Origin of the sequence: Methanobrevibacter sp. YE315 (genome assembly GCF_001548675.1) — an archaeon.
Taxonomy (GTDB): domain Archaea; phylum Methanobacteriota; class Methanobacteria; order Methanobacteriales; family Methanobacteriaceae; genus Methanocatella.
The window spans coordinates 2,174,985-2,187,526 of sequence record NZ_CP010834.1 but is presented as its reverse complement, the minus strand read 5'-3'; the positions used below and the strand labels follow the sequence as shown (position 1 = coordinate 2,187,526).

General features: G+C 36.0%; 11 protein-coding genes. 4 read left to right on the top strand and 7 right to left on the bottom strand.

The features are described 5' to 3' along the window. Position 1 precedes the first annotated feature (1 nt). Complete coding sequence (gene hisI / locus TL18_RS10175) at positions 2-409, bottom strand: phosphoribosyl-AMP cyclohydrolase (RefSeq protein ID WP_067045115.1); 408 nt, start codon at positions 407-409, stop codon at positions 2-4. A 2-nt stretch (positions 410-411) separates the two neighbouring features. Beyond that, entirely contained in the window at positions 412-1,707 is a 1,296-nt protein-coding gene (hisS, locus tag TL18_RS10170; RefSeq protein WP_067045112.1) for a histidine--tRNA ligase, read from the bottom strand. Between the two features lie 85 nt (positions 1,708-1,792). Here hisS and TL18_RS10165 point away from each other — a divergent pair, with 85 nt between their 5' ends. Further along, positions 1,793-2,644 carry a shikimate dehydrogenase gene (locus tag TL18_RS10165; protein WP_067045109.1) on the top strand — a complete coding sequence of 284 codons (852 nt, stop codon included), beginning with the start codon at positions 1,793-1,795 and terminating at the stop codon, positions 2,642-2,644. Between the two features lie 4 nt (positions 2,645-2,648). Further along, positions 2,649-3,335: an ATPase gene (locus TL18_RS10160; RefSeq protein WP_067045106.1), complete on the top strand. Its 687-nt coding sequence runs from the start codon at positions 2,649-2,651 to the stop codon at positions 3,333-3,335. Here TL18_RS10160 and TL18_RS10155 read toward each other — a convergent pair. Further along, complete coding sequence (locus TL18_RS10155; RefSeq protein WP_067045103.1) at positions 3,321-4,841, bottom strand: replication factor C large subunit; 1,521 nt, start codon at positions 4,839-4,841, stop codon at positions 3,321-3,323. The genes TL18_RS10160 and TL18_RS10155 overlap by 15 nt on opposite strands. 9 nt (positions 4,842-4,850) lie before the next feature. Next, positions 4,851-5,798, bottom strand: coding sequence for a replication factor C small subunit (locus TL18_RS10150; RefSeq protein WP_067045100.1), 948 nt, complete (start codon positions 5,796-5,798; stop codon positions 4,851-4,853). A gap of 150 nt (positions 5,799-5,948) precedes the next feature. On the opposite strand from TL18_RS10150, the gene TL18_RS10145 reads away from it, so the two are divergent. Together TL18_RS10145 and TL18_RS10140 are read left to right on the top strand one after the other, a co-directional pair. Next, on the top strand, positions 5,949-6,914 hold the full coding sequence (locus TL18_RS10145; RefSeq protein WP_067045097.1) for a zinc metalloprotease HtpX: 966 nt from the start codon (positions 5,949-5,951) through the stop codon (positions 6,912-6,914). A 2-nt stretch (positions 6,915-6,916) separates the two neighbouring features. After that, positions 6,917-7,648, top strand: a complete 732-nt coding sequence (locus TL18_RS10140) for a tRNA (adenine-N1)-methyltransferase (protein WP_067045094.1) — start codon at positions 6,917-6,919, stop codon at positions 7,646-7,648. 74 nt (positions 7,649-7,722) lie between these two features. Here the strand turns inward: TL18_RS10140 and TL18_RS10135 are convergent, their stop codons facing one another. The 3 genes from TL18_RS10135 to TL18_RS10125 all read right to left on the bottom strand — a co-directional run bounded on the left by TL18_RS10135 (position 7,723) and on the right by TL18_RS10125 (position 12,376). After that, the gene (locus TL18_RS10135; protein WP_067045091.1) at positions 7,723-8,565 is read right to left on the bottom strand and encodes an amino acid ABC transporter substrate-binding protein; all 843 of its coding nucleotides are present in this window, start codon (positions 8,563-8,565) and stop codon (positions 7,723-7,725) included. A 156-nt stretch (positions 8,566-8,721) separates the two neighbouring features. Beyond that, complete coding sequence (gene leuS, locus TL18_RS10130; RefSeq protein ID WP_067045088.1) at positions 8,722-11,577, bottom strand: leucine--tRNA ligase; 2,856 nt, start codon at positions 11,575-11,577, stop codon at positions 8,722-8,724. 10 nt (positions 11,578-11,587) lie between these two features. After that, a complete protein-coding gene (locus TL18_RS10125; protein ID WP_067045085.1) occupies positions 11,588-12,376 on the bottom strand; it encodes an NAD+ synthase in 789 nt (262 codons plus the stop codon). Between the last annotated feature and the right edge of the window lie 166 nt (positions 12,377-12,542).

Sequence of the window (12,542 nt, the reverse complement as noted above, 5' to 3'; positions counted from 1 at the left end):
TTCAATACACGTCTTCCGGGTTTACTAGTCTTTCTAAAATAATTTCTAAATCTTCGTCTTTTAGGTCTTCAATGTCAACTTCGTCTTCAGTGTTCAATTTCCTGAAGAAACATGAACGATATCCTTCATGGCAAGCCGCTCCGGTCTGTTCAATTTTCAATACAATGGCATCCATATCACAGTCTACAAGGATTTCCTTAACGTCCTGAAAATGACCTGAACTTTCACCTTTAAGCCATAACTTGTTTCTTGAAGTGCTCCAATAGTGGGCTTTGCCGGTTTCGATTGTTTTCATCAATGCTTCTTTGTTCATGTTAGCCAACATTAGAATTTGATTTGTTTTAGCATCTTGTGCAATGGCAGTAATCACTTTAACGCCATTGATTTCATGTCTGAAGTTTATTTCCATTTTCATTCCTCTTTTAAGTATCCGACAATATTGTCAACATCAACCAGGTTCTGTTCACCGCTAATCATATTCTTAACGGTAACTTTTCCGTCAGCCAAATCGTTGGCACCAATGATGACCATCTTTTCAACCTTTATCTTGTCTGCATAGTTCATCAATTTCTTGAACTTTTTGCCGTTCAAGTCAACATCTGTTTTAAAGCCGTTCTTTCTCAATTGTTGTGTGATTTCAAAGGCTTTTGGTCTGACATCTTTTGAAATTGGAGCTACATAAACGTCCAGATGTGAAGGCAATTCCTCTTTATCGGTTAGCTCTTCAATAGCGTTCATTAATCTATCAAAACCTAAAGCAAAACCGGTGGATTCCACTTCTTGACCTCCGAAGAGTTTCACTAGGCTGTATGATCCTCCGCCACAAATCTGCTTTTGGGCGCCCAGTTCAGGAACGTAAATCTCAAAGACGATTCCTGTATAGTAGTCAAGTCCTCTTGCAACGCCTAGGTTTAGGGTATAATTTTCAACTTGGAAAGCTTCCAATAGTGAAATCAATTCCTTAAGCTCTTCCAATGATTCTTTCGGTTCGTCGTAAGGGGCAATCAATTCTTCAACATCTGGAATAATGGATTTATCTCCAACAAGGTCAATCAGTTTCAATAATATTTGGTTTAGTTCGTCATTGTCGATAATCGGTTCGTCACCGCTCAATGATTCGATAAGCAAATCTTTATCTCCTTTGTCAATGACAACCATGATTTCGCTTTGGGTTTCAGTTGAAATGTCGAAGTGTGAGAATAGTCCTCTGATGATTCCAAGGTGGTTTATGTTAACGTCAGCGGTGGTAATTCCTAAGGAATTTATAGCATCTGTACATAGCGCAATAACTTCCGCTTCGCCTTGAGGTGTTTTTGCACCAATCAATTCACAGCCGAACTGCCAGAATTGTCTGAATCTTCCTTTTTGAGGCCTTTCATATCTAAAGCAGCTTCCATAATAATAAAGCTTAATTGGTTTTGCAGCTGTTTTTTCAAGTTCATTTAAGTATAATCTTGCAACTGGAGCTGTTATTTCAGGTCTTAATGTTAATTCTCTATCTGATTTGTCTTTAAAATTGTATAGTTGATTTACAATTTCATCTCCAGATTTTGTTGTAAATAATTTTAATTCTTCAAATAATGGAGTTTTGATTTCTTGATAACCGTAACTTTCGAATACTTTTCTTAAGGTACTTTCTGCTTTTTTTCTTTCTCTCATCTCTTCAAATAAGAAATCTCTAGTACCTCTTGGTCTTGTAAATTCCATGTTTACTCTCCTTGTATGTGATATATTATAGTTAAAATTTGTATATCCAAATTTATATAATCTTTGTTAATCAATAAAATATTATATGAATATTAAAGGTAGTACAAATATTGTCGGATTAATCGGCCATCCTGTTGAACACAGCTTTTCACCGCCGATGCACAATGCCGCATTTGATGAATTGGAAATGGATTATGCCTATGTCGCATTTGATGTCAATCCCTCTGATTTAAAATCAGCTATTGACGGTGCCAAATCACTAAATATAAAGGGATTCAATGTCACAATCCCCCATAAGATTGAAGTTATGCAGTTTTTGGATGAAATCGATGAGGTTGCAGGCTTGATAGGGGCGGTAAATACAATTGACTTTAAAGACATGAAAGGTTATAATACCGATGGAATCGGTGCTGTAAAAGCGATAGAGGAAGTAACAGATATCAAAAACAGGAGTGTAGTGGTTGCAGGTGCAGGAGGAGCATCAAGGGCCATTTCATTTTATCTTGCAAAATATGGTGCGGATTCAATAACAATATTAAACCGGAATGTTGAAAGAGCCCAAAGCTTGGCAAGGGATGTGGCAGGTTCCGGTCTGATTAGTGAAGTCATTGCAGATTCAATCTCCGAAATCGGTTCATGTTTAAGTAATGCGGATATCCTGGTGGATACAACACCTATCGGAATGCATCCCAACATCAATGACGAACCTATTGCCCTGGCTAAGGATATGCATGAAGATTTGGTCGTATTCGATGCTGTTTACAATCCTAATGAAACAGTATTGTTAAAAGAAGCTATTAAGGCAGGGGCAACTCCGGTTTATGGAATCAAAATGTTATTGTATCAGGGCGCTGAAAGCTTTAAAATATGGACAGGCAGGGACGCTCCAGTTGATGCAATGGAAAAGGCATTGAAAGATACGCTTAATTTAGAATGATAATATGGATTTAATGTTTAATGTTTCAGGATTCAATGAAGAAAAAGAGGAATTTTCAACTTCTAAAAAGGACGTATTGAAGTTTTTGAAAATCATAGGGGTTGATAGTCGCTTTATTTCATATACTCCTCAAAAAATCTACATTAACAATCTGAGGTTTTCGAAGTTTTCAAGAACAAGGCAGGCTACCTTCAATAAGCAGTATCCCGACATCGAAGTCGTGAGAAATTCTCTATTCCAGAAAATATGTTCAAAGTCATCAAAGCATCTTGCATTGGAAATTGAACCAAATTCATCCATCCTAATGCCTGATGACAATTTCATCATCGAATTGATTATGGAACCATATACCCGCAAATATGGCGTTAAGCTAGTTTATGAAGGGGATTATGACCTAAAGGTAAATCCTTTGATTTTGGATGATCAGGTCAATGATATCTTTGAAGGCATATTTTCAGGCGATGGCTTGAATTTCAGTAAAAAATCCGATGAGATTTATCCTTTAATTAACGTTCCTTTGGATTGGATTAATTCATTTTTAGAAATGGACAATCAGGAATTGATAGAAAATAAAAATAAAAATGAATTGGCTATTTCCTTCAGCGAATTTTTAGAGGATGTAGCTCCCCAATACAAAGAAAATGTTGTAAAGGCAGCCCAATTCATCGAGGAAAAATTAGAAACTGAATAATGATACCTGTTTATCGGTTTTCTTTTTATCCTTTTTCTCTTCAGCTTTTTCTTCCTGAGGTTCTTCTTCAACAGGTTCCGGTTCTTCAATGATTTCTTCTTCTGCTTCTTGTGGTGGTTCTTCTTCAACTTTTGCCCCATCAAGACCTGGAATTTCAAATGGAAGTTCATCTTCTGGTTCTTGTTCAACTTCAGGAATAACATTCATCATTTGATTCTTAAGCTCTTCAGCACGTCTGTCACGTTCTTCAACTCTCATTTGAGCTTTTTGTTTTTCCATTTTTGTAACAACTTTTTTAGGAATCTTTTTGGATCTGAATCGTTTGATTTCATTATCTTCAAGTTCCAGGTAGTCGGAAATTTCCCAGGCAAGTTCATCATTTTTAAACATTATTTCAAGGTACGGAAACATGGAGATGGCTATAGCATGTGAGATATGTAATTTATCAGACATTTTTTGAGCTATATCGTCCCTTAAATTTCTTTTTCCTCTATTGCGGCTCATTAATGTGAAAATGGTTGGTGTCTGTATTTTTGTGAACTTCTTATAGGTTTCATCCTTTGAATTGCTTACCCCGATTCCCATAAAGTCAGTTGCATACTTCCAATAGCCATAGTTTCTGCTGGTTATTGTTCTTCCAAAGAACAAATCGGCTTTTGAAATATAGTCATATGCTTTTTTAATTTCATGTTTTTTCTTGTATTCCCTTGGAATGTTTTCTGCAATATATTCCATTACAAGTGTCGGGTCTTCTTCAATCCAAAGCGCTTCCTTGACATGGGCGGGAGTCTTACTTTTCAAAACGCCTGTAATTGCATTGAAAATATCTGAACGGGTATCCTTGGTAACCATATCCTTTACATCATCAACTTCCAGTGTGGAATCCTTATCGGATAATGCCTGCAATGTATTGATTGCTGATCTGACGTCCCCTTGGGACTTCACAGCTATTTCTTTTAAAGCCTGAGGATTTGCATCCACTCCTTCAGCTATTGCAATTTTTCTTAAAAGCGCGGATATGGAATTCCATCTTGCCTTTTTCATTTTGATTACTTGGCATTTTGGCTTGATTGATTGAAGTCTTTTTGAATAGAAATCATTAGCTATTAAAATCATCGGATGTTTGGAACTTTTGATTATCTCGCCAATGGCTTTAACTCCGCCACGGTCATTTGTTCCATGAATACCATCCACTTCATCAAGAATAATTAGCTTGTGCTCTTCTCCAAAAAGTGATCTTGAAGATGAGGATTCCCCAATTGTACTTTTGATAACGTCCTGTGAACGTTTATCACTTGCATTAAGCTCAATATACTCTGAAAATTCTTTTGCAATGATTTGAGCCAAGGTTGTTTTCCCGATTCCTGGCGGGCCAACTAAAAGTAGGGGTATTTGAGGGTTGTTTGATTTCCAAGCATTAACCCAATCTGTGATTATCTTAATCTCTTTCTTGTTACCTACCACTTCACTTAATTCCTGCGGTCGGTATTTGTCCGTCCATAACATTTCTATACCTTATAAGAATTGAGTTAATAATGCTTCAAGCTGTATTCTTGGATTGGCTCCTTCCCTAATTCTAAAATCACATTCAGCTATTGCTTCAATTAAATCCATATAAATGTTCGCATCCATTTTTCCTTCAATTACTCTTTTGGAAACATCCTGATAAATCTGGGTAACCATGTCCTCTCCACTGGTTCCCTGCAGAACCATGGTTTCCCTTAAGATATTGCGTGCGCCCATGAAATCTCCCATAAGGGCCTTGTTAATCATGTTTCCTATATCTTGCGGTTTGGCTTTTGAAACGACTTCATAAACAGAATCTTCTGTAATTGCTTCTCCTTCTGAAGCTGCAGCCTGCAATACATTTACGGCCTTACGCATATCTCCTTCAGCGAAATATACAATTGTTTCAAGACCTTTGTCTTCTGCCTCAAATCCTTCGCTTTCACAGATAAATTTCAAACGTTCTTTAATGTCCTCTCCCTTGATTGGAGCGAATCTGAATATTGCACATCTGGATTGAATAGGGTCGATAATTTTTGATGAATAGTTACATGAGAGTATAAATGAAGCGGTTTTTGTATACATTTCCATTTCACGACGAAGAGCGTGTTGAGCATCTTTTGTCATGTTGTCTACTTCGTCTAGAAATATTATTCTAAATGGCGCACCAACTGGTTTTAATCTGCAGAAATTCTTAATGCGTTCCCTTACTGTGTCGATTCCTCTTGCATCGGATGCATTTAGTTCTAAGAAATTTTGTCTCCAGTATTCTCCTAAAATTGATTTTACTAAAGCTAAGGCTGTTGTTGTTTTACCAACACCTGCTGGACCTGTAAACATTAAGTTAGGCATGCTTTCTTCGCCTACATATTTTTCCAATCTTGTTACGATTTGCTTTTGTCCTACAATATCTTCTAATTTTTGTGGTCTATATTTTTCTACCCATGGTCCGCTCATTTAATCACCATTTCTTTATAGTAACATTTATGTGTGATGTGGTTAAATTATTTTTTGCTTAACTTTTTTATTATATGAAAATCTATTAATATATAATTAAAGTGAGCATTTGGTAAGTAATGTTTACGGAAAAAAATTAAGGTGTTAATAATGAAAGGCACATGGAAACTTAAGTTAAGAATGTGGATTACATCAATTTTAATGTTTACAATTGTTTATTTCTTCATAATGATGGTGGGACTGTATATGGGAGTAAGCAGTTGGCTTTTGTATATGGTTGCAAGTTTAATAATCGTATTTCTCCAATATTGGTTCGGACCATCTCTTGTTAAACGTTCAATGAATGTAAGGCCATTGTCCGAGGCAGAAGCTCCTCACATTCATCAAATGGTTCAAGAATTGGCTGATGCAGCAGGAATTCCAAAGCCTGAAATAGGTTTGTCCGAGGTCAATATTCCAAATGCATTCGCTTATGGAAGATCAAGAAGAAGTGGTCATATTGCAATAACCCGCCCAATTTTAGGATTGCTGGACCGCGATGAGCTAAAAGCCGTGATTGGTCATGAAATGGGCCATATCAAACATAATGACATGATTGTGACAACAGTCGTAAGTGTCATTCCAATGATTTGTTATTACATTGCATTGTCATTCATGTTTTCAGGTGATAGAGATAACGGCGGAACAATCATTATTGGAATTTTAGGCTATGTATTCTACTTGTTTGGACAACTTTTGGTGCTGTTCATTTCAAGAATAAGGGAATATTATGCCGATGAAGCCAGTGTTGAATTTGGAAACAGACCTGCAGCATTAGTATCCGCATTATATAAATTATCTTATGGTGCTGCAAGATGTGATGAGAAAACAATCGCTGATTTAAATACAAATCGTGCATTTTTCGTCAATGATATAAATAATGCAAAAAATGATATTGTCGACTTCAGACAAATCGACTTTGACGGTGATGGAAGAATTTCCGATGACGAGTTAAGAAGGCTTGCCAATTCCGATGTTAAAATATCTAAGAAAAATGGGGCCATGGAATTGTTATCCACTCACCCGGATTCATTAAAAAGAGTAAAAAGACTTGCTGAATTAGAAGATCAGGTGTAATTATGAAGATGATTTTAGATGAACGTGGTAAGAAGTATGTTTTAAAACCGGGAACCGAGTTTCAAAGTGATTTGGGAATAATCAAGGCAGAAGTCCTTGATAATGCTGAAATTGGTGATGAAGTAAAAAGCCACTTGGACCACTCATTTAAAATTGTAAAACCAAACGTCAACGATTTCATTGATGTAATGGACAGAAGATGTTCCATACTTATCCAAAAGGATATAGGGCAAGTTTTAGTACACACTGGTTTGGGTGCTGGGTCACGTGTAGTCGATGCCGGAACCGGTGCCGGAGCCATTGCACTTAATTTTGGAAATGTCGTTGGTCCTGAAGGTGATGTGTTTACATATGAAATCCGTGAGGACTTTGCTGAAGTGGCCAAGAAAAACATAGACAACTTCGGAATTACCAACATCCATGTCAAAAATCAGAACATTAAAGATGGAATTGATGAAGACAACATTGATTTGATATTTTTAGATTTGCCGAAGCCGTTTGAGATATTTGAAGAGGTAATGGAATCCTTAAATGTTGGCGGATGGCTGGCGGTTTATGCCCCATATATCGATCAGGCTGAAATATCTTACAGGGTTGCCAAAAAATTAGGTTTTTATGATATAGAAATCTTTGAAACCTTAGAGCGTGGTCTGGAAGTTAGGCCTCAGGGCGTAAGGCCGAAAACACGTATGGTGGGTCATAGCGGATATTTAGTATTTGCAAGAAAATTATAGCTGGTTTGCTTTTTTTAGCTATAATTATTTTACTATTTTTTTTAAAAAATAAGTATAAGGATTAATTAAAATCCTTATTTCCCCGGATGGATTACTCCTTCAGGGATTTTATAGTCACTGTATTTTTGAGCAATCTTATCAACGGTTCCATCTTTATACATTTCATCTAAAGTCTTTTGAACTTGGTCTCTTAGCTCAGTATTGCCTTTTTTGAATCCAACACCATATTTCTCGGTCATAAGAGTTTCATTCAATATCTTATATTTGCCAACACAATTTTTTTCGACAATTTTATAATTTGCCAATCCATTGTCTACTATTATTGCATCACAAACGCCGGAATCCAAATCCATAAATGCAGTATCATATCCATCGACTTGACTTATTTCCTTAAAGGAATCTCCCAGACTTCTATTTTCATTCATAAGGCTATCATAAGCAGAAGTTCCTACTTCAACTTCAACTGTTTTGCCTTTTAAATCACTAAGGTTTGAAATATCAGAATCTGATTTTACAAGTATTACTACGGAATTGTTGAAATAAGGTTCAGACCAGGTATACTCATCTTCTCTTCCATCAATACTGAATTCACTCCAAATACAATCAATTTCATTACTGTCTAATTCTAACTTTTTAGTATTCCAGTCTATCATTGGCTGTGTTCTAAATGTCCAATTATTTCTTTTACACACTTCTTTTGCTAAATCAATATCAAAACCTGTGAAGTTTCCATCGTCACCTTTATAGCCGAATGGTGGAAATGCAGCGTTGAAACCGACAATAAATTTATCATCAGTATTTGTGGAATCGGATTCCTCGCTGTTGAAGAAATCAAGCATACTGCCAGCACTCACTGCACCTATCATTAGGGATATTGCCAGGATTATTGTTAAAATAAAAATCAATTTTTTATTCATCTTCAATCACTCTTTATTGAAATTTTTATTAAAGTTCAAATCATCAAAGATTAATCTATAATAATTGATTTATAACTGATAATATATTAAAATTATTAAAAAGTTTACAGGTTTTTTTGTTTTTTTTTAAAATAAAAAGAGTTGGAATAATTAGAATTATTCCATAAAAATAGCAGGTTTATAAGGCATTGCATTTTTAGCCTTGTTCTGTGGGTCATATGAGTCATCAGTATGAATAATAACCTCGTTTCCACATTCTTCCTTAATGTAGTCAAGAGCATCAGTTAAGATTTCCTCTTCATTGATTTTACCGATGTATCTTGTTTTTGTTATTTCCTTACCGATTTTTTTAGCCACCATAGCTATTTCTTTTTTGTCATCGTAAATTTTAGCACCTATAGCTCTTCCCATAATCTGGCCGATATCTGGTTTTCCAACTTCATCAGCTATTTTATATAATTCCCATTTCCAATCAGGAGCAAGGTATATGTGGATTTTTTCAACTTCATCCCCAACCATCTGTTTGATGTGTGCAATATCCTTAATGATATTTTCCACCAATTCCTCTGATTTTTCAATTTCAGGACTCATTGCGCTTTCGTCAGCTTCAGGCCATGCAGCTTCACTGACAAATCCTTTTCCACCATATGTACTCCATAGTTCTTCTGAAGTATGAGGGGTAAATGGTGCTAAAAGCCTAATCCATGCTTCAAGAACTGTTGATAGGACATAGATTACTGCTGGATCTTGAGCATCAATGATATGTTTTACTCTGTATAAGTAGTGGTCAACATCCTTTTTGAGAAGGAACAATGAATTTTGAAGAGCTTGTCTTGTTTGGAAAACTTCCAATGCTTCAGTTGATTTTTTAATGTGCTGATTGAGTTGACTAATCATCCATAAATCAATTGTACGGGTTAATTCAACTTCTTCAATGTTGCTTAAATCAAGTGGTGAACCTTTTATTTCTTCAACTTTAGCTGCAAATTCTCTAAACCATTCAAGTCTTCTTTTTGTTCCAAGCACTTCTTTTTCTCTCCAATCGAAGTCTTGCCATGGTTCAGCTGATGCCATCAGGAAGAGTCTCACGACATCTGCAGTATAATCTTTGATTGCATCCTTAAGCAAAATCACATTACCTTTTGAGGAGGACATTTTATTTCCTTCTAAAAGGCCCATACCGAAAACTACAGTTCCTTTTGGCCATTTTTCTTCAGGATAAATTGCACTGTGTGCAAACATTAAAAAGCTTAAGTGATTTCCTACAAGGTCTTTTGCGGATAATCTCCAATCAAGAGGATACCAATAGTTGAATTCATCTTGGATTTCTTTGACTTTCTCTTCAGGCACTGTAATTTCACCGGAATCCTTGTTCAACAATACTTTATCGAAGAAGGCAAGGTTCAAATCATCAGGATTCATATCCCTTAAGTATTTTGCAATTGTATAATAGGACATGTAAATTGTAGAATCGGTTAGAGGTTCAATCAGCCATTGGTTGTCCCAAGGGAGTCTTGTTCCAAGTCCCACTTTTCTGGAGCAGGCCCAATCATCCAACCAGTTAATGTAGTATTCAAAGTTGTTCTTGAGTTCTTTTGGAATGATTGTTTCGCCTTCAAGAACCTTTAAGGTTTTTTCAGTCCATTCCTCATTACCGTATTTCATGAACCATTGGTCATCCATGATTTTAACTACACAGTTGTTTCCGCATCTACATATGACTGGTCTTTCTGCAAAGTCATACATTATTGTAGCCATATTGTCGGCTATTAATTTCTCTTTTAACTCTTCACGAGCAAAGCGAACTTTCATGCCTCCGAAATCAGGAATGGATTCAATGATGGTACCTTTACTGTGTTGCTGTTTGTACAGTTCATTGGTAGCCTCATGCAATTTTTCATCATTCTGGTCGGTAATTCCAAGTCTTTCGATAATGTCTGCAGCAGGGATTTCCCCATAGCCTTTAAGGGTACATACTGGAATCGGATGAACGTTTTCAATGATGCCCTCTAAGTTGTATTTGGCTATTAGTTCTTCGTTGTTTTTCAAGTCTTGAAGTGCAATGTAGTCTGCCGGTGCATCAGCAGGTTCGGAAAATACAACCCCACTTCCGTAGGATGCACTTACAAAGCTTGCTGGGAAAATAGGCAAATCATCGCCAGTGAATGGATTTTTAGCCATTTTACCAATTAAATCGTTAGGGTCAATTTCAGATATGATGTCCAAATCTTTTATCTGATTGGATAAATTGTAGTGAGCTTCTTTTGTAATGACCCATTTTTCACCTTCAGCATTAACCAAAACATATTCAACATCAGGATTTAGCCAGATGTTGGTTGCTCCGACAATAGTTTCAGGTCTTAAAGTTGCAGTTACAAGGATTTTGTCTTCAATTGGGAATTTTAAAAGAGTCAATTCATTTACTCCGACACCTTCACCTTCAAGCAAATCGTGGTCTCCAACCGGATTGTCACAGTTCGGACAGTATTTTACCGGGTGTTCTCCTTTTGCAACCAATCCTTTTTCGTGCAGTGTTGTAATCTGCCATTCGATGAATTTTTTGTAGGTAGGGTCAATTGTCCTGAATTCCCTTCTCCAATCGATGGAGTATCCCATTTCATCCATTACTTCATGATATTCTGTTGAGAAGTATTTTACAATGTATTCAGGGTCTTCTAATTTTGGAAGTTCCTCTTTAGGAACGCCATGCACTCTGTGGTACAAATCAAGTGTCCATGGATCTTTTCTTTGAATCCTATCTGCTATTCCAATAACCGGCGCGCCGGTTACGTGCCATGCCATTGGGAATAATACATTATACCCTTCCATTCTTTTGAATCTAGCATAAACATCAGGCACAGTATATGTACGGCCGTGACCTATATGCATTGCTCCACTAGGGTATGGAAAAGCAACGGTAAGGTATAACTTTTCTCTTTCATCTGGGTTTGATTCAAATAACTTTGCATCAGCCCATTTTTTCTGCCATTTCTTTTCAATATTTTCGCTCACTAAATCACCATTATAATATTGTTTTTTGAGGACTTTCAGGAACTTTACTTTTGTGTTCGCTCCTGATCATTTTATTAATAATCATATCAACATCATCCGCTGAAATATTTAACTTTTCAGCAATTTCAGTGTTTTTCATATCTCTTTCAGTATTGAGATATAGGATTTGGTCAAGTAAATCATAGCTCATTCCGATTTCCGATTCATCGGTTTGATTATCCCATAATCCTGCACGAGGAGGTTTATCAATAATTTGTTTTGGTATATCTAAGAATCTGCTTAGTTTGAATACGTCAGTCTTATATAAATCTCCAATCGGTTCAATGTCGCATGCGCCATCACCATGCTTTGTAAAGTAACCAATCAGTATTTCACTTTTATTGCCTGTTCCGCAAACGAGGTAATTTTTGTGATTGGCATAATAATAAATGATTGACATTCTGATTCTAGCTTTCAGATTGCCTATGGCTAAATCATCGTTGTCAAACTGAGTAATAGATAAGTATTCATTCAAAATGCTGTCAATAGCTATTTCTTTGTGGTCTATTCCCAATATTTGAGCTATTTCGATTCCATGAATCTTATCTTCTGTTGGTGTTGTAGTGGATGGCATAGTAATTCCAAAAACGTTTTCTTTTCCAACAGCTTCGCAGGCCAAATAAGCTGCAAGTGTTGAATCAATACCTCCGCTTAATCCGATTACAATCCCATCGGTTTTTGCTTCAGATACTTTTGTTTTTATGAATTCAACAAGGTCATTTTTTGTTTTTTCACAGTTTAGTTCTGGAATTTCACTAATATTTTCACCAACCTTATCATTTATACATGAAATAATTTGTATTTATTAATTTATATATTATGTGTAGAATATGGTTTCAGAATTTAGCAATTAGTTTAATTAATATTAACATCAATTATTAAATAAGGAATAATAATTTGACATAAACGTTTTGGATTCGCACAGA